General features: G+C 62.5%; 19 protein-coding genes. 9 read left to right on the top strand and 10 right to left on the bottom strand.

All coding sequences use genetic code 11. The features are described from left to right. Window positions 1-242: 242 nt before the first annotated feature. The 6 genes from HK439_RS27110 to HK439_RS08170 form a co-directional block, all read right to left on the bottom strand. On the bottom strand, window positions 243-368 hold the full coding sequence (locus tag HK439_RS27110; protein WP_268956877.1) for a hypothetical protein: 126 nt from the start codon (window positions 366-368) through the stop codon (window positions 243-245). A gap of 98 nt (window positions 369-466) precedes the next feature. Beyond that, window positions 467-835 carry an SAM-dependent methyltransferase gene (locus HK439_RS26840; protein WP_235987705.1) on the bottom strand — a complete coding sequence of 123 codons (369 nt, stop codon included), beginning with the start codon at window positions 833-835 and terminating at the stop codon, window positions 467-469. A 231-nt stretch (window positions 836-1,066) separates the two neighbouring features. Beyond that, on the bottom strand, window positions 1,067-1,507 hold the full coding sequence (locus tag HK439_RS08185; protein WP_190290914.1) for a hypothetical protein: 441 nt from the start codon (window positions 1,505-1,507) through the stop codon (window positions 1,067-1,069). A 251-nt stretch (window positions 1,508-1,758) separates the two neighbouring features. Continuing rightward, window positions 1,759-2,607: a class I SAM-dependent methyltransferase gene (locus HK439_RS08180; protein WP_209011651.1), complete on the bottom strand. Its 849-nt coding sequence runs from the start codon at window positions 2,605-2,607 to the stop codon at window positions 1,759-1,761. 88 nt (window positions 2,608-2,695) lie between these two features. Next, window positions 2,696-3,268, bottom strand: coding sequence for a hypothetical protein (locus tag HK439_RS08175; protein WP_190290913.1), 573 nt, complete (start codon window positions 3,266-3,268; stop codon window positions 2,696-2,698). A 261-nt stretch (window positions 3,269-3,529) separates the two neighbouring features. Further along, on the bottom strand, window positions 3,530-4,501 hold the full coding sequence (locus HK439_RS08170) for an isopenicillin N synthase family dioxygenase (protein WP_190290912.1): 972 nt from the start codon (window positions 4,499-4,501) through the stop codon (window positions 3,530-3,532). Between the two features lie 268 nt (window positions 4,502-4,769). Here HK439_RS08170 and HK439_RS08165 point away from each other — a divergent pair, with 268 nt between their 5' ends. Beyond that, window positions 4,770-5,954 carry a DUF3095 domain-containing protein gene (locus HK439_RS08165; RefSeq protein ID WP_190290911.1) on the top strand — a complete coding sequence of 395 codons (1,185 nt, stop codon included), beginning with the start codon at window positions 4,770-4,772 and terminating at the stop codon, window positions 5,952-5,954. 15 nt (window positions 5,955-5,969) lie between these two features. On the opposite strand, the gene HK439_RS08160 is transcribed toward HK439_RS08165, so the two are convergent. Beyond that, window positions 5,970-7,178: an MFS transporter gene (locus HK439_RS08160; protein WP_190290910.1), complete on the bottom strand. Its 1,209-nt coding sequence runs from the start codon at window positions 7,176-7,178 to the stop codon at window positions 5,970-5,972. Between the two features lie 121 nt (window positions 7,179-7,299). On the opposite strand from HK439_RS08160, the gene HK439_RS08155 reads away from it, so the two are divergent. Continuing rightward, on the top strand, window positions 7,300-7,875 hold the full coding sequence (locus tag HK439_RS08155; RefSeq protein ID WP_190290909.1) for a TetR/AcrR family transcriptional regulator: 576 nt from the start codon (window positions 7,300-7,302) through the stop codon (window positions 7,873-7,875). Here HK439_RS08155 and HK439_RS08150 read toward each other — a convergent pair. Beyond that, window positions 7,872-8,810: a LysR substrate-binding domain-containing protein gene (locus HK439_RS08150; RefSeq protein ID WP_190290908.1), complete on the bottom strand. Its 939-nt coding sequence runs from the start codon at window positions 8,808-8,810 to the stop codon at window positions 7,872-7,874. The two genes, HK439_RS08155 and HK439_RS08150, sit on opposite strands and share 4 nt — an antisense overlap. A 152-nt stretch (window positions 8,811-8,962) precedes the next feature. Here HK439_RS08150 and HK439_RS08145 point away from each other — a divergent pair, with 152 nt between their 5' ends. From HK439_RS08145 to HK439_RS08115, 7 genes are all read left to right on the top strand, one after another. After that, a complete protein-coding gene (locus tag HK439_RS08145) occupies window positions 8,963-9,241 on the top strand; it encodes a DUF4242 domain-containing protein (protein ID WP_190290907.1) in 279 nt (92 codons plus the stop codon). 24 nt (window positions 9,242-9,265) lie between these two features. Next, window positions 9,266-9,910 (top strand): glutathione S-transferase family protein, encoded by a 645-nt coding sequence (locus tag HK439_RS08140; protein WP_190290906.1) that lies wholly within the window; start codon window positions 9,266-9,268, stop codon window positions 9,908-9,910. 631 nt (window positions 9,911-10,541) lie between these two features. Further along, window positions 10,542-11,531 (top strand): TRAP transporter substrate-binding protein, encoded by a 990-nt coding sequence (locus HK439_RS08135; protein ID WP_190290905.1) that lies wholly within the window; start codon window positions 10,542-10,544, stop codon window positions 11,529-11,531. A 7-nt stretch (window positions 11,532-11,538) separates the two neighbouring features. Continuing rightward, entirely contained in the window at window positions 11,539-12,051 is a 513-nt protein-coding gene (locus tag HK439_RS08130) for a TRAP transporter small permease (RefSeq protein ID WP_190290904.1), read from the top strand. Continuing rightward, window positions 12,044-13,348: a TRAP transporter large permease gene (locus HK439_RS08125; RefSeq protein WP_190290903.1), complete on the top strand. Its 1,305-nt coding sequence runs from the start codon at window positions 12,044-12,046 to the stop codon at window positions 13,346-13,348. The genes HK439_RS08130 and HK439_RS08125 overlap by 8 nt, the downstream gene beginning before the upstream one ends. Window positions 13,349-13,355: 7 nt before the next feature. Continuing rightward, window positions 13,356-13,973 (top strand): O-methyltransferase, encoded by a 618-nt coding sequence (locus HK439_RS08120; RefSeq protein ID WP_190290902.1) that lies wholly within the window; start codon window positions 13,356-13,358, stop codon window positions 13,971-13,973. A gap of 51 nt (window positions 13,974-14,024) precedes the next feature. Further along, complete coding sequence (locus HK439_RS08115; RefSeq protein ID WP_190290901.1) at window positions 14,025-15,272, top strand: cation:proton antiporter; 1,248 nt, start codon at window positions 14,025-14,027, stop codon at window positions 15,270-15,272. 44 nt (window positions 15,273-15,316) lie between these two features. On the opposite strand, the gene HK439_RS08110 is transcribed toward HK439_RS08115, so the two are convergent. Next, complete coding sequence (locus HK439_RS08110; RefSeq protein ID WP_190290900.1) at window positions 15,317-16,036, bottom strand: spermidine synthase; 720 nt, start codon at window positions 16,034-16,036, stop codon at window positions 15,317-15,319. 177 nt (window positions 16,037-16,213) lie between these two features. After that, on the bottom strand, window positions 16,214-16,470 hold a 257-nt coding region (locus HK439_RS08105), incomplete at its 5' end, for a flavoprotein (protein ID WP_328804122.1).

Below are 16,470 nucleotides of genomic sequence, written 5' to 3'. Positions count from 1 at the left end.
CGGATCAGGTCCGGGGTGACGGTTGTGTGTGGGGCGCGGCCGTGCCTACTTCGTCATCCCAGACCGCGTGGCGCGCGAGCGTCATCGCGAGATCTGGGATCCAGCTGACAGCACGAGCGCAAGCGAGGTCCGCTTTCAAAGGGAAGCAAGACGCGCTGGCGCGCGGCTGATATCTGGATACCAGATCAGCACGCAGCTTCGCTGCGCTTGTCTGGTATGACGGGATACCCCCTTCACACCGCCTAAGGCTTACGCGCGATCAGGTCGATCAGCGCGGAGCGCCCGGAATGGCCTGCGCCTTCGTCGAGTTCGGCTTCGTATTCTTCCAGGCGCAGGATCTCCCAGGCGCCGAAGCGGTCCGACAGCATGTCCCTGGTGTAGAGGTTCTCAACGGCCGACGGCCCGCCGGTCTTGTAGTCCAGTTGCTTCGGCGTGTAGCCGTGCAGCAGGAGCAGCCCGCCGGGTTTCAGGGTGCGTTCGATGCCGTTGAAGATCTCCGCCCGGAACTCAGGCGGCGCGAACTGGATGAAGATCGCCGCGACGACATCGTATTTCGCGGGTGTCCACTCCAGGTCTTCAGATCGGCCAGCCGGAAGTCCACCTGAACACCCTTGGCTTCGGCAAGGCGGCGCGCCTTCTCGACGCCGGGGGCGGAACTGTCCATCGCGGTCACCGCCAGGCCCTTCTCCGCGAGATAAACCGAATTACGCCCCTCGCCGTCGGCAACGGCCAGCGCCGTTTCGCCGGGTGTCAGCAGACCGGCGTTCTTTTCCAGAAACTGGCTCGGCGCGGTTCCGAAGATGTAGGCGTCGGTGGCGTAGCGTTCGTCCCACATTCAAAGGGGCTCCTTTATTCGGGTTGGAGGGCATTCGGGTTGGACCGGAAAGCCCGGATCGTAATCCATGAGCGTGTGTGCCGCACGGCAAAGATGCGGGATTTGCCCATGAGGGTCAGATTGCCGCAGAACTGCGAGAGGCGGGAGATTGGGTGCTGACCGTCGCGGCGAGATTGATGCCGCGGGACACGCAGCTTCAGGCCGGCAGACACGTGCGGCCGGCATCGCAATTTAAAAGGTATAGAAAATCCAGCCATAATAGAGAGCCGCACCGATCCAGCCGCCGATAAAGACGCCGATGGAACCGCTTTCCCTGGCCACAATCGATGCCCCGGCCGCAAGCCCGAGACCTGCCGCCATTTCTCCAATTTTTACAATAATCTGCCCAAGCAGACCAAGTCCCAGAACATTAAAAGCAGCGTCTGCGAACCCAAGAGCTTTGGAAACAAGAATTGCCGCTGCGCATACCCCCACCGACGAAAGAATGAGGAAGAGCATTTCGCGTAACATCAGGCCGACTTCGGAAAACATACTTTCGCGATTTTGGCCGCGAATTTCCGCTATATTGTTGACAAGACCTACAGCCTGATCTTCCGGAACTCCCATGCGTATCAGGTCTGAAACTATATCTTCTTTTCTGTTTCCATCTTCAATCGCCTTTGAAACTCTCATGAAGATTTTCTAAATTCCATTATCTTCTTGCCGATCCTCCATGAATTCACCTCTTGAAAATATTTGCTGCCAATGAAATCATACACGAAACATCTTGAGCTGGCATTTTATATACAAATCGCAATTACAGACGCCGGGGCCTCACGCGCATCGTGGATGAATGCAACCAATGCGGAACGGGTGACCGGCTACCGCAAGGGCGGTATCGGCCCCGTCGGCCGGTGCAGACGCCGCCCGTTTCCGTCCAGCTCCTACGGTTTCCCGAACTCCCAGACGACCACGCCGGGAAGCCCGACCCAGGCGGCGCGGTTGGCCTCGGGCAGACGCTCGGAAGCGACCGTGACGGCCGACTCCTTCGTCAGCGGCAGCTCCTGAAGCGATCTGACCCACAGCCCCGCCGCAGCGGCGGCCTTGGTATAGTCGGAGAGCATATGGCGATGCAGGCGCATGAAGCCGGCGTCGCCGCTGCCGGTCCGGAACTGCGCCTGCCAGCCGAGCAGGGTCAGGAAGGGGTGCACGTCGCTGACGATCACGCGGCCACCCGGGTGCAACACCCGTTCGAACTCCGCCATGACGCGGTGGAGGTCGGGAAGGTGCACGAGGGCCAGTCCACAGACAACGGCATCGAACGCGTGATCATCCGCAGGCAGGGCCTCAAGATCGCCCACCCGAAAATCGGCGTCCGGCAGCTTCGCGCGCGCCTTCTCCAGCATGGTCTCGGACCTGTCGACGCCCACGACCCGATGGCCGCGCCGGACCAGCTCGACGCTGTGCCGCCCGGTGCCGCAGGCGGCATCGAGCACCGTGCCGGGGTCCAGCATGTCAAACAGCGCCTGCATGGCGGGCTCTTCGATGGAAAACAGACGCAAAGGCGCATCGTAGGTCTTCGACCACAACGCATAGCCACTTTTAAGATCATATTCGGGAGCAGCCAGCGCGGCCGCCAGATCCGGGTCGTCCAGATGCGCCAGCAGGTCGCGCATCTCGGTCACGCGTGCATCCCGCATCGCTTCGTCGCCGGTAAACGCCAGCCTCAGCAACGCCAGGCCCTCCGTGCCGAGCAACAGCTCGCCGAGACGTGGTTTTTCGCCCATGGTCATCAATCGCACCTCCGCCGACACCTTATCCGGGAATCACTGGCTTGCCAGCGGTAACACGCTGCGCGCTTACTTAAATCGGCGGTTCCGATTAGATGTAGTATTTAAATGGTTGTGGCGCATCTTCGAGTTTAGGAGCCGCAGTTAAAATCTCACCAATAGCATTCGCAAATTTCAGTGTGACAGGCAGTCCGTCAGAAAAACTGCAACCATTAAAATTGACTTTGGTCAGCGCCATAATGTCAGTCAAAACCTGCTCAATAGGCGCATCGCCCCAATCAATATTAATTGCAAGCGGATTGGGCACTTCGAAACCCGGATAGGTGCCAAAGCGTGGGACGTATCCTTTCGTCCATAAATAGGCCATGCGTTCATGGATTTCGAGATATGAACCACGAATAGGAGGCTGTTTCGCAAGTCGGTAGAGTTTCAGTTCATCAGTAGGCCTGATACGGATCGCGACCAACTTGGTCTGGTCAGAGACAGCTGACCGAAAGCCCTCCCATTCGTTTTTATCAAAGCGCGTCCGTCCGTGAATGAATACCTCATCTGGTGGCACGCCATGTATATCTTCATAAGCTGTGACAGCCAGCTGCATGAGCTCCGCAGCTTTGCCTTTCGAAAGATGAAATTGTTTCAATTCCTTTGAGTACCAAGAATACATGATGCGAAAGCCAGATGTACAACTAAAAGTTGGAAATAGGATGTGAGTCAAAGTCGATGATTTCTGCTAGGCAGAATTGACATATCGGCCATGCCAATGTCGACAACTGCCTTGAATTGCCTCAGCCATCTCGAATTCGTCGGATAGGAAGGCACTCGCGTGGCATTACACTTTATCGGCAAAAATATCCAACAGTGGCTATCGTGCAATGTCGGTGCATAATTTAAGTCTAACTCAACTGACCTACTTCCATTTCCCCCCTCAACTCGCTGCCCCAATCAACCCCGACTTCTCATAGGTCGGGTTCAGCCGGCTGAGGAGATACTCATCGCCGCGGATCGGCGGGTATTTGGCCGGGTTGTCGGCGCTTGAACAGCCGGGCAGGCATTCGACGATGGCGTCGGGGTCGGGGTCGAGGAAGAAGGGCACGGAGTAGCGTTCGCGCCCCGAGGGGTTGACCACCCGGTGCGGGGTGGAGACGTAGAGGTCGTTGGTCCAGCGCATCAGGCAGTCGCCGATGTTGCAGACGAAGGTGTCGGGGATCACGGGCGCCGCCAGCCAGTCTCCGTTACGGGTGCGCACTTCCAGGCCGCCGGCGTCGTCGGTGGCCAGCAGGGTGACGCAGCCGTAGTCGGTGTGTTCGCCGGCGCCGAGCTGGCCTTCCTCGATGTCCGCCGGGCTTTCCGGGTAGTGTAAAAGGCGCAGGGTCGCCAGCGGCCGCTCCAGCTTGTCGTCGAAATAGTCCACCGGCAGGCCGAGTTCGATGGCAAAGGCCGTGTGCAGGGTGCGGCCCAGGGCCCACATGGCGTCGTAATACGCCAGCATGACCTCCTTGAAGCCGGGCAGCTCCGGCCACAGGTTGAGCGCCCGGAGCGGGGCCTTGTTGACGATCTCCGGATCGTCGGGGGCGAGATCAAGGCCGATGTTGTAGCCTTCCTTCAGGTCGGGCGCCCTGGTCGGGTCGAGGGACTCGCCCTTCATCGGCACATAGCCGCGGTTGCCGGTGTCGGCGGAATAGGCCGATTTCATCTTCAACTCGTCCGGGCTTTCGAAGAAGGTCTGCGCCATGGCGAAGACGTCGGCGCGCAGTTTGGCCGGCACCCCGTGGCCGGAGAGATAGAAGAAGCCGATGCCGCGGCAGGCCTCGCCGATCTGAGCTGCGACCGCCTCGCGCCCCGCCTCGCCGCCTTCGCGAAGCGGCGTCAGGTCGATAACGGGAATGGTGTCGGTCATGCGCTTGGTCTCCTCGGACAGGACTTTTCCACTTAAGCCGATCGCTCAGGGCAGGCAAGCGGGCCTGACCCTCCTGCAAGCCATTTGGGCAACTGCCGATTTTTTGATCATGCGACGAAACCGCAGGCTCGTCCGGCGAGGTATGGCCGAAGACCTCACGCAGGGGTCCGGCGGATTGCCGGCAACGAAGGCGGCCCTATATGAGGCTTTCGAGGCTTTGCCGGTGCGGTGGATGCCGAAACATCCCGGCATCCGGGACGGACTTTTCATGTCGGGACCAAAAACCAGCTCCAGTTTCTACGCCGATTTGCCGGCGTTTACCGATTTCGAGGAGATCACCGACCTCGACAAATACGGCCGGCTTCCGGATGACTGGACGTTGCTGGTCTCCGATGTGGTCGATTCCACGTCGGCGATTGCCGACGGCCGGTACAAGACCGTCAACATGGTCGGCGCGGCGACGATCACGGCTGTCCTCAACGTGAGCAACGGCGTTCAACTGCCCTTCGCCTTCGGCGGCGACGGCGGCCTGATCGCGGTTCCGCCGGAGGTGCGCGAAGCCGCGACCCTGGAACTTGCGCGATTGAAAAACGCGTCGTCCCGGCTGTTCGGGCTCGATCTGCGCGCCGCGGCCATCCCCGTTGCCGATCTGCGTGCGAACGGCGCCGAGACCCTGGTTCGAAAATACGCCCTGTCGAAAGGAAACGATCTTGCCATGTTTGCCGGCGCCGGGCCGAGGACGGCAGACCGCTGGCTCAAGACGGACAGCACCGGCAGCAGATATGCGCTCAACACCGGCGGCGATGAAGACCTGCCCAACCTGGAAGGCCTGTCGTGCCGCTGGGAGCCGTTGAAAACGCGCAACGGCACCATGCTCACCATTATCGCGCAACCGGTCGAAAAGAACGCCGGCCTGGAATTGCACGAACTGACAAGCGCCATTCGACGCGTGCTCGGGGGGCCTATTTCGAACCATGCTCCGGTGCATGGCAGCACCATGACATACCGCTTTCCCCCTTCGGGGCTTTCCCTGGAAATCGCCGCCGGAGCCAGACAATCGGCCCTGGTCCGGCGCACACTCTGGGTCTGGTTCACGGCACTGATGCAGTATTTTTGCGAAAGGTTCGGCGTCAAAATCGGCGGATACGACCGGTCGACCTACAGACAGGAAGTCCAGACCAATACGGATTTCCGGAAATACGACGGCTCCTTGCGCATGGTGCTCGATATCACCGCGGATCAGGCGGCCGAAATTCAGGCGATCCTCGAGCGGAAGCACGGGGAAGGCAAGCTGGTTTACGGCGTCTGGCAGGCAAACGAGGCGCTGATGACCTGCCTGTTGTTCAGCCTTGCAGACAGCCATCACGTGCACTTCATCGACGGGGCGGACGGCGGATATGCAATGGCCGCCCTGGACCTGAAACGGCGGATGGCCGAAACCGAAGCCGGCTGACCCGCCCGCGATGCCTCAGAGAGCGGCGACGAGCCTTCGGCGACTGGCCGCATAGATGGTGCCGACGATGGCGAGGTTCATCAGGCCGAACAGGGTCGCATTGGCGAAGGACCAGAAATAGGCGCCGGTCAGATCGAAGAAAAAGCCGCCCTGCCAGCCGCCCAGGGCATGGCCGAACCATCCGAACGCCAGAACGATCCCGGTGGCCGATGCCCGGCGCGAGGCGGGTGTCAGCGCTCGCACCGAGACCAGAACGCCGGTCATCACGCCGCCGTAGCCAAATCCGTAGAGCGGCGCAAACAGCCAGAAGGACTGGATCGAACCGAGCATCACGAACCCGAGCATCAGCGCTGTCTGCCACGCGGTCGCGGCCATCCATGCCCGCATGGGACCGATGATGTCCGCAAGACGGCCAAAGAAGACACGCCCGCCGATGGCGGCAACAAGCATCAAGAGCAACGGCCCGCCGGCCTCGGCGCCGACGCCGCTGACGCCCTGGATCAGCGGGACCAGATGGATCAATGGCACGGCCATGCCCGCGCAACAGCCCAGGACGGCCAGCGAAAGCGCCGGAAGCACGATCTTCGGCGACAGACGCGGGCTGTCATCGGCGGCTCCGGCAGCCTGTGTGCCGGGCCTCCGCGGATCGAGCATCACGAGGGAAAGCGGCACCAGTGTCACGGCCGCAAAGATTCCGAGCATCGTGAAAGCGGTTGCCCATCCGGACATCTGGATAAGATACCCGGCAACATAGGGCACCAGCCCCTGGCCGAGGGCCTGCCCCGCCGACGCTATTCCGATCGCGAGCCCGGCACCGGCGCGGAACCAGCCGCCGACCAGGGCTATCACCGGCGCGAACAGGGCGCCGCCGCCGATAACGCCGGCGGCGAAGAACAGCGCGTAGAACTGCCACAGAGCCTGCGCATGCGCGGCAAGCAGAAGCGCCAGGGACAAGCTCCCGGCGCCAAGCAGGCAGATCGTCCGGATCGCGATACGGTCAGCGAGCAGCCCCATAACGATCCCGCCCGCCGCAATGCCGATCAGGCCAATGGAATTGATCGCCGCGACCTCGGCCCGCTCCCATCCGAAATGGGTTTCCAGCGGCACGAGAAATGCGGAAAGCCCGTTGACCAGCGTGCCCATGGCGATGCCAAGGATAAGGGCCGCCGCCGTGACGATAACCCACCGGTACCGGGGTTCGGCTTTTGTGATCGTGTTATCCATGCGTACGCACCTTCGAAAAGCGTTGATCGCCGGGCGGCCCAGCTTAGCCTGTTTGCGAGGGACCGGATCATGGCACCCGGTGGGAATTGTGTCGCCTCACTAGTTAGTATACATAAACGGCATGAGCGCCGAGCCCCCCAGCACAAGAGACCGCATCCTGCAGGCCGCCTACAGCCTGTTCTATCGCGAGGGTTTTTCCCGGGTCAGCGTCGATGCCATTGCCGAGCGTGCGAGGCTGACGAAGCGCACCGTCTATTACCACTTCAAGAGCAAGGACGACATCGCCGCTGCGGCACTTGGAGACCTGCACCGGCATCTGATGCCGCAATTCCGGAAATGGGCCGGCCCGGAGACAGCCGAACCGGCTGCGATAGTGGCAAATCTTTTCAAAGAGCTGCAGGCCTGGGCCGACCGGGACACGTGGCTCGGTTCGGGGTTTTCGCGCATAGCCGCGGAGCTTGCGGATATGCCGGGTCATCCCGCGAAAAAAGCGGCAAGTTCCCACAAGGAAGCCGTCGAGCGCTGGCTGTCCCAACAGCTGGAAACGGCAGGATTGAAGGACCCGGCGCTCCTTGCCCGCCAGATCATGGTGCTCATCGAGGGAAGCATGAACCTGTCCCTAATTCACGGGAATACGCAGTATATCCAGGCGGCCGGATCAGCTGCCGCGCAGCTCCTGGCAGGCGCCGAGCGCTAGACGAAACAGCCGAGGTCCGCCACATCCCGCCGGAATTTTTCGGCCAGATCCTGCACCCATGACCGGAACCGTACCTGCATCGGACTGAGCGGCCGGCCCCGAACCCACAACAGGCGATAGCGATAGCCGGCCGGAACGCTCCTGGCAGGACCGAAGGGCATTTCCAGCGTGCCGGCCATGATCGCATCATAGGCCTCGATCACGCCGCACAGGACCAGTCCCTGCCCGGCAATGGCGGCATTCAGGCCCGAACTGATCCGGGAAAACCGCATGACATCGACTGTATCGTCCGTGTCGTAGCCGAAGGCACGGCACCAGTCGTTCCAGTTTGCCCATTCAGGATCCGGCGTCCGGTTGTCCAGATGGACCAGCCGAACCCCGCGCAGATCGTTCGACCGGTTACGCAATCCGTATTTATCGGCAAATCCCGGCGTGCAAACCGGGAGCACATGGTCACCGAACAGGTCGATTGCTTCGAACCCATCGTCCGGAGGCGGGCTGTAGCGGAGGGCGAAATCGAAGCCTTCCGACGACAGGTCGATCCGGCGGTTCGCGGCATTGAGGCGCAAATCCACTTCCGAATTCAGCCGGTAAAACTCCGAGAGACGGCTGGTGAACCAGTTTTCCGCAAACGATTCCGGCAGCGTGATGGCGACCCGGCGCGCGGTTCCCATGTCGCTCATTTCCGCCAGGACTTCGCCGATGACCGAAAATCCGGTGGTCAGCCGGGCCTTGATACGAAGCGCATCCTCGGTGGCGACGACACCCGTCGGCGTGCGCAGAAACAATGTCTTGCCGAGATAGGCTTCCAGGTTCCTGATCTGCTGTCCGACCGCGGCGGTGGTGACGCCCAACTCCGCCGCCGCCCGGCTGAAGGTCCCGGTACGCAGGGTGGCCTCAAGGGCGCGCAAGGCATTCAGGTAAGCCAGCTTCATGCATTAGCTATAAAGCACTGCTTTATGGCTTGAAAGTTTATCTGAGCTGAAAATCGCCAAGAACCTGTCAGACTGAAAACGATCCAGGAGGACAGGTTCCGGCCGCAAACAAAATATTTAGACCAACCAACCGCTCCCATCAGGAGAAAGCCATGAAAAAGTATGTGATCGAACGCGAGCTCCCCGGCGTCGGCGCCATGAGCGAGGCTGACCTTTGCGGTGCGGCCAGAACCTCCAACGCGGCCCTTGTGGACCTCGGCCCCGGCATCCAGTGGCAGCATTCCTATGTGGCCGGCGACAAGACGTTCTGCGTCTATCTTGCCGAACACGAAGACGCGATCCGCGAACACGCGGAAAAAAGCGGCTTTCCCGCGACACGCATTACGGAAATCGGCCGGATGATCGACCCGACGACCGCAAAATCGGCATAAGCTTCGACAGGAACACCGATCGCCATGTACACTCTCTACTGGGAGCGCCTTTCCGGCTCGATTGCGCCCGAGGTCCTGCTTGAGGAAATCGGCGCGCCCTACCAGCGATACCGTATCGACATGGCCGGCGATGCGCATCGCAAAGATGCCTATCGCACCAAGAACCCGCTTTGCCGGATCCCCGCCCTCGCCCTGCCGGACGGCGAGGTCATCGGCGAAACGTCGGCCATCACGCTCGTCCTGGGGGAGCGCCATCCCGCCGCCGGACTTGTCCCGATGCCGGGTGACCCCGACCGGCCGGCTTTTCTCTTCTGGCTCGCCGGTATGGCGGCGAATGGATATCCGATCTTCTCAAGAGCCTGGCACCCGGAGCAGTTCACGCTGGACGAGACTGCCAACGAGACCGTCCGCCTGCGCGCAGAAGAGCATCTGGAAGACTTCTTCACGACCATGGACCAGGCCATCAGGGGCGCGCCCTATTTTCTTCCGCGCGGCTTCACTGCCCTCGATGTCTATCTGACCATGCTCACCGAATGGTCTGCCGACCGGCAGGGCCTGTTCGGGCGGCATTCGCGGCTTGCCGCATTGTGCACGGCCGTCCAAGAGCGGGCATCGTACCGGGAAGTCATCGCCCGCCACAACGAGACATCATCCGAAGCAATAAACTGAGGCCGACAGCCCGGCGACGGATGCCCCCATCGATCCCGCAAACCGTTCGCGCATTCCGCTTCCCCATGTCCCATCGTCCAAAATTGTGAACGCTGCGTATCGAATACGCGTATTGCTTCGAAACAGGAAAGCTCTGCATAAGTGTAGGCAGCGGAGGAGGGCCGCAGACGTCCGACCGGCCGGTCCCGGTCCGGTTCGCAGACATCCATTCAGCGATGCCTCCTCCGGGAAACCGGGTGCGAACGGGAGAGTTGCATATGGCCCGCATCATCAAAGGTACCGGCGCCGCACCGTCGCCTGCCGTCCTCTCCTTCCTTTTCGCCCGGCACGCACAGGTCCGTTAACCCGCCGGCCCGGAGCGCGGCGGCAACACGGCCTGCTCTGCGCTTTTTGAATAATCGGGACGGACATTCAATTTCTGCCCTCCCCGGCCGGCCGCTATCAGAAACCAGATCAGGATTGGAAATTCAGGTCCGAATGGGAAATCCACCGACAGCCTTCTGCAGCTTGTCCCGGCACCGGATTGCCGCGAGGACAACTGATCCGCGCCTGGACGGGAACGGCGCGCGAGCGGAGACCTGACACCCCGTCACCATCAGGCAAGACGATCCATCAAAAAGGAGGAAATGCAATGACACCGAGGAAACTTTACGCCGCCCTGGCGGCCGCGCTGGTCCTTACCGCGTCTGCAGCATCGGCAACCGAGCTGAAGCTTGCGGACTTCCAGCCGCCGAGCCACTTCGTCGTCGACAAGGTCTACAAGCCCATGGCCGAGGCGATTAAGGCCGGCACCAACGGCGACGTCACCGTCACCGTGTTCATGGGCGGCGAACTGGGCCCGGGCCCGAAGGAACAGTATAACCGCGCGGTTGACGGCGTGACCGACATCGCCTTCGGTCTGCCGGGCTACACCGCATCGAACTTCCCCAAGACCCTGCTGACCGAACTGCCCGGCGTCATCGACGCGGAAACCGGCACCGCGAAGATTCAGGCCCATACCGACATGCTCGCCAAGGAGTATCGCCGCGTACAGTTGCTCGCCCTGTGGAACAACGCGCCGAACCTGCTGTTCACGGCGGAAAAACCGATCCGCTCGCTTAACGACCTGAAGGGTCTGAAGATCCGCGTGCCGTCGCGCAACGCCGGTCTCGTCGTCGAGGCCTGGGGCGCGACCCCGGTATCCATGCCGGCGCCTGAAATCTACAACGCCATGCAGACCGGCGTGATCGACGGCGCCATGATCGATGCGACGACGCTCGGCGCGTTCAAGCTGGCCGAGGTGACCAAATACATCACCATGGGCATGGACTCGACGATCTCCAGCTTTTTCCTCATCATGAACCGCGACAGCTTCGACGGTCTGAGCGACGATCAGCAGAAGGTCGTGCTCGATGCGGGCAAGACGGCAGCCCTGAACGGCAACAAGGCCTGGCTCGGCATTGCCGACAAGGCGCTTGCGAAGTTCAAGGCAACCGAAGGCAAGGAAGTGATCGTCCTGTCCGACGCCGAAGCCGCCAAGTTCAATGCAGCGTCCGCGCCGGTCGTGAAGAAGGTCATCGCCGATGCGGATGCCGCCGGCCTCGACGCATCGGCCTATGTCAAGGCGCTGAAGAGCGAGTGATGCGAAAGTGAAAACCGCAAAACAGGAACTGGCCCGTTCGACACCCGTCGAATGGGCCGTTCGCCTGCTCACCCTCCTGTCGTCGCTGGCCCTGGGCCTGTTGCTGGTCGCGACCTTTGCCGGCGTGATCATGCGCTACGTCTTCGAGGCGCCGATCCTGGGCGGCAACGAAATCATCCAGCTTGCGTCGGTGGTGCTGGTGATGCTGGCGATGCCGGCAGCGGCGCGCGACGAGATCCACATTCGCGTCGACGTCTTCGACCACAAGATCGGGCGCTATGGCCGCCTTCTCGGCGACATCCTTTCCCGCGGCATCGCGATCTATATCCTGGCGATGCTGGCCATGCGGTCCTGGAAGAAACTGGCGGACGCGGCCGAATACGGCGACGCCACCAACATGCTGCAGATCCCGCTGTGGCCTTTCTACGGACTGCTCGTCCTGGGCGCGGCGCTTTATGCCATCGTGCTCCTTCTTCAACTGATAGATATCCTTCGTGCAGGAGCGCGCCACGGTGAGTGATTTCATGATCGGCGTCAGCGGCCTTGGCGCAATGTTCGTGCTGATGATCCTGCGCATGCCGGTGGGCATGGCGATGCTCGCGGTCGGCTATTTCGGAACCGTCATCCTCAACGGCGACCGGTCCGCCAATGCGCTGCTGGTGACCGAGGCCTTCTCGGCAACTTCTAACTATTCCCTGACCGTCGTCCCGCTGTTCATCCTGATGGGCAACATCGCCTCGGTCGCAGGCTTCAGCAGCCGCCTTTACGAAGCCGCCTTCGCCTGGGTCGGCTGGCTGCGCGGCGGGCTTGCGTCGGCCTCGATCATCGGCTGCGCGGCGTTTGCTGCCGTCAGCGGCTCGTCTGTGGCAACCGCGGTAACCATCGGCAAGGTCGCCCTGCCGGAGATGAAACGGTTCGGCTATTCCGATGCGCTGTCCACCGGGTCCATTGCGGCCGGCGGCACGCTCGGCTTTCTCATTCCGCCTTCGACCGGGTTCGTGCTCTATGCCATCCTGACGGAAGAAAGCATCGGCCAGCTGTTCATGGCCGGCATTCTGCCGGGCATCCTGCTGACCGCATTCTTCATGGCCACCGTCGGGCTGATCACCCTGTTCGACCCGCAAGCAGGCCGTCCCGGAGAGGCGTTGCCATTCGTGCAGCGTTTCGTGGCGCTTTCGCGCGCCATGCCGCTTCTGATCGTGATCGTCGTGTCGATCGGCGGCATCTATCTCGGCGTATTCACACCGGTCGAAGCCGCCGGCGTCGGCGCCGGTCTGGTCATTCTGATGGCGCTCTTTACCGGCAAGCTGAAAGGCGATGCCTTCGTGAAGGCCGTAGTCGATACGGTGCGCACGACCGCGATGCTCTATCTCATCGTGATCGGCGCCAGCGTGCTCAACCCGTTCCTGGCCCTGACCCACCTGCCGGCAACGCTCGGCGAGGCAATGACCACGGCTGGCCTCGGCCCCTACGGCGTCCTTCTGCTGATCGTCATCGCCTATCTGGTGCTCGGCATGTTCATGGACGGACTTGCCATGCTTGTGGTCACGATCCCGATCTTCTTTCCGATCGTCACCGGTCTCGGCTTCGATCCGATCTGGTTCGGGGTGGTCGCCGTGATCGTCATCGAAATGGGCATGATCACGCCGCCGGTGGGTCTCAACGTCTTCGTGGTCAAGAGCGTGGCGGGAGACGTGCCCATGGGTACGATCTTCAAGGGCGTGCTGCCGTTCTGGTTCGCCATGGCGGCCTGCCTGCTGGCGATCGTGATCTTCCCGTCCATCGCCCTGATGATCCCGCAAGCCATGTTCCAGTAGCGCAGCCATGACCGACGATCCCCGCTTTACCGCCGTTCTCGACGAGTACCATCGCCTGATCGAGGACCGGAACCGGACCCTGGCCGGGACGCCCTTCAACGACGGGCGTGAACGTTTCATGCCAGTCGGGCCCGAGACCGGACAGCTGCTCGCGGTCCTCGCGCGCAGCCTCGAGGCGCCGCGGATCCTGGAACTCGGCACCTCGTTCGGCTATTCGACGCTCTGGCTCGCCGCAGCCGCTCGGACCGCCGGCGGCCGGGTGACGACGATTGAGCTTTACGAGGAGAAGTCCGCCTTCGCCCGGCAGATGCTGGACAAAGCGGACCTGGCCGATGTGGTCGACTTTCTGGTCGGCGATGCGCTGGACATCCTGCGCGATCTCTCCGGGCCCTGGGATTTCGTCCTGATCGATCACTGGAAGGATCTTTATCTGCCCAGCTACGAACTGCTGCGGCCGGAGCTTGCGCCCGGAGCCATCCTGGTCGCCGACAACATGCTGCGCGACGGCGAGGAACGCCAGCTCGACTTCGCGGACGCGGTCCGCGCGACGGAGGGCATGGACAGCGTCGTTCTGCCGGTCGGCTCCGGCATTGTCGTCAGCCGCCTCGGCCGTGCTTCGGTATGATTGGGATCTTGCTTGCCTGAGCGACCGTCCTTTGGTTAGCTCCATCCCATCATGCTGTCCGTTTTCGACCTGATTTCGATGCTCCTGGTGCTGACGGCCGTCTTCGCCTGGGTCAATCACCGCTTCGTCCGGCTGCCGCATTCGATCGGCCTGCTGGTGATGGGGCTTGCGGCCTCGCTCGTGCTGATCGGGGTCGAGTTCGCCTTCCCCAGCGTCCTTCCCTACGAGGAGCTCGCAGGTGTCATCCGGCAGGTCGATTTCCAGAAGACGGTGCTCGACGGCATGCTGGCCTTCCTGCTGTTCGCAGGCGCGTTGCACGTCGATTTCGAGCAGCTTCGGGACCGGGCATGGATCGTGGGTTCGATGGCAACCGTCGGAGTGCTGATTTCCACCGGGATCGTCGGCACCGGCTTCTGGCTCGCGTCAGACATGCTCGGCGTTGCCGTTCCCTTTGCCTGGGCGCTGGTGTTCGGCGCGCTGATCAGCCCGACCGACCCTGTGGCGGTGCTGTCGACGCTCAAGACGGTGCGTGTTCCCGAAGCGCTCGAAGCGGAAATGACCGGCGAGTCGCTCTTCAACGACGGCGTCGGCGTGGTGATCTTCACCGTGCTGCTGGCGGCGGCGGTCGGCGCCTCCGGCGACGGCATCGATCTTATCCATATCGGCGAACTGTTCTTCATCGAGGCGCTCGGCGGCGCCGTACTCGGTCTTGCCGCCGGCTATCTGGCCTACCGGGCGATGCGCGCCATCGACGACTACACGATCGAGGTGCTGATCTCGCTGGCGCTGGTCGCCGGCACCTATGCGCTGGCCGGCAAGCTGCACATGAGCGGCCCGATCGCCGTCGTCGTGGCCGGCGTCCTTCTCGGCCACCGCGGGCCGAACGATGCCATGAGCGAGCGGACGGAACGCTACATCTTCGCCTTCTGGACGCTGGTCGACGAGATCCTGAACTCGGTGCTGTTCCTGCTCATCGGCCTGGAGGTGTTGATCCTGCGCCTCGACCCGTCCTTCGGCTGGCTGGTCGCACTTGCGGTGCCGCTGGTGCTTTGCGCGCGGCTCGTCGCCGTGACGGTGCCGGTGCTGGCCCTGAGCGCGAACCATGTGTTCAGCCGCGGCACCATCCCCGTGCTGACCTGGGGCGGGTTGCGCGGCGGGATTTCCATCGCGCTGGCCCTGTCCCTGCCGGAGGTGGCGGAAAAGTCCGTCCTGCTCGCCGCCACCTACGCGGTCGTTCTCTTCACCGTCATCGTCCAGGGCCTGACCCTGAGTGGCGTCGTCCAGCGCTGCGTCGACTGACGGGCGGGGCTCCGCCTTCCGGAAATTCGTAAAAGATCCCCCGCTCAGGCCTTGCGGCCCAGGTAGACGGCCTGGGTGATCTCGCGGCCGTCCTGCAAGGGATTTGCGAAAACGACCGGCTCGGCCCAGGCCTCGGCGAAGGCGGCGCCGAGCAACCCCGTGATGGCCTCGTCCGGCGCCTCGTCGGACCACAGGCCGACGACCCCGCCGGGTTTCAGAAACCGCTGCAAGGCGCGCAAGCCGCCGGCGGTATAAAACCCGGCCGACCCGCCATGCAGCAACCGCTCCGGCGTGTGATCGATGTCGATCAGGATGGCATCGTACTGGCGCCCCGGCCGCTCGGCATCGAAGCCGGTGTCCGAGGCCGCCAGGGCAAAGAAATCGCCCTGCACCAGCCGGCAGCGCGGATCGTCGGCGAGCTCTGTCTGCATGGGCACGAGCCCTTCCCGGTGCCAGCGGATCACCGGTTCCAGCAGGTCGACCACCGTGAGGTCTGCAACGGCCTCATGGGCCAGCGCGGCCCGGGCGGTGTAGCCGAGGCCAAGGCCACCGACCAGCACGTCCCAGCCCTTGCCCTTCAGCGCGGCCAGGCCCTTGTCGGCAAGCGCCACTTCGGAGGCGGTAAACAGGCTCGACATCAGGTGCTCGTCGCCGAGCAGGATTTCAAAGACGTCGGTTTCAAGGGCCAGGATGCGCCGCCGGCGCAAGGAAATCGCGCCGATGGGCGTGGGGGCGTAGTCCAGTTCTTCGAATAAAGCGCTCATTGGCCCACTGTGGCGATAGACAAGCGCTTTGGAAAGGGCGGCGTACGAGAAGATGGGCAAAACACCCTGATTGCGACGATGATGGCGGCGGGATCGACCTGCCGCTGATCGGACGGGTCGTGCACTATCGCGGCCGGTTGCGGATTGTGTGAACCCAGTTCTGCCGGCCGTTCGCCTTCAGGACAGTCCCGTCCAGCGGTCCAGGGCGGGACCCGGATCAATACCGGCGGTTAAAAGCGCCCTTGCCGCGATCTGGCGGATCATGTCGGCCAGGGTTTCCGGTCCGGCGTAAAACGGCGGAACCGGGGGAAACACGATGCCTCCCATACCGGTTACCTTGAGCATGGCTTCCAGATGGCCCGCATGCAGCGGCGCCTCGCGGGCGAGCAGCACCAGCGGGCGGCGTTCCTTCAGGCAGACGTCGGCGGCCCGGG

Source organism: Roseibium aggregatum (assembly GCF_014692675.1).
Taxonomy (GTDB): domain Bacteria; phylum Pseudomonadota; class Alphaproteobacteria; order Rhizobiales; family Stappiaceae; genus Roseibium; species Roseibium aggregatum_C.
The sequence above is the reverse complement of the archived record's forward strand: the minus strand, read 5'-3'. Positions and strand labels throughout refer to the sequence as shown.

Bases quoted from the DNA above. Each gene is read 5' to 3' on its own strand.
- HK439_RS08110 (WP_190290900.1), bottom strand. From the start codon at position 16,036: ATGAGCGCTTTATTCGAAGAACTGGACTACGCCCCCACGCCCATCGGC.
- HK439_RS27110 (WP_268956877.1), bottom strand. From the start codon at position 368: ATGCTGTCGGACCGCTTCGGCGCCTGGGAGATCCTGCGCCTGGAAGAA.
- HK439_RS08115 (WP_190290901.1), top strand. From the start codon at position 14,025: ATGCTGTCCGTTTTCGACCTGATTTCGATGCTCCTGGTGCTGACGGCC.
- HK439_RS08135 (WP_190290905.1), top strand. From the start codon at position 10,542: ATGACACCGAGGAAACTTTACGCCGCCCTGGCGGCCGCGCTGGTCCTT.
- HK439_RS08155 (WP_190290909.1), top strand. From the start codon at position 7,300: ATGAGCGCCGAGCCCCCCAGCACAAGAGACCGCATCCTGCAGGCCGCC.
- HK439_RS08120 (WP_190290902.1), top strand. From the start codon at position 13,356: ATGACCGACGATCCCCGCTTTACCGCCGTTCTCGACGAGTACCATCGC.
- HK439_RS08145 (WP_190290907.1), top strand. From the start codon at position 8,963: ATGAAAAAGTATGTGATCGAACGCGAGCTCCCCGGCGTCGGCGCCATG.
- HK439_RS08185 (WP_190290914.1), bottom strand. From the start codon at position 1,507: ATGAGAGTTTCAAAGGCGATTGAAGATGGAAACAGAAAAGAAGATATA.
- HK439_RS08170 (WP_190290912.1), bottom strand. From the start codon at position 4,501: ATGACCGACACCATTCCCGTTATCGACCTGACGCCGCTTCGCGAAGGC.
- HK439_RS08150 (WP_190290908.1), bottom strand. From the start codon at position 8,810: ATGAAGCTGGCTTACCTGAATGCCTTGCGCGCCCTTGAGGCCACCCTG.
- HK439_RS08160 (WP_190290910.1), bottom strand. From the start codon at position 7,178: ATGGATAACACGATCACAAAAGCCGAACCCCGGTACCGGTGGGTTATC.
- HK439_RS08140 (WP_190290906.1), top strand. From the start codon at position 9,266: ATGTACACTCTCTACTGGGAGCGCCTTTCCGGCTCGATTGCGCCCGAG.
- HK439_RS08180 (WP_209011651.1), bottom strand. From the start codon at position 2,607: ATGACCATGGGCGAAAAACCACGTCTCGGCGAGCTGTTGCTCGGCACG.
- HK439_RS26840 (WP_235987705.1), bottom strand. From the start codon at position 835: ATGTGGGACGAACGCTACGCCACCGACGCCTACATCTTCGGAACCGCG.
- HK439_RS08175 (WP_190290913.1), bottom strand. From the start codon at position 3,268: ATGTATTCTTGGTACTCAAAGGAATTGAAACAATTTCATCTTTCGAAA.
- HK439_RS08165 (WP_190290911.1), top strand. From the start codon at position 4,770: ATGTCGGGACCAAAAACCAGCTCCAGTTTCTACGCCGATTTGCCGGCG.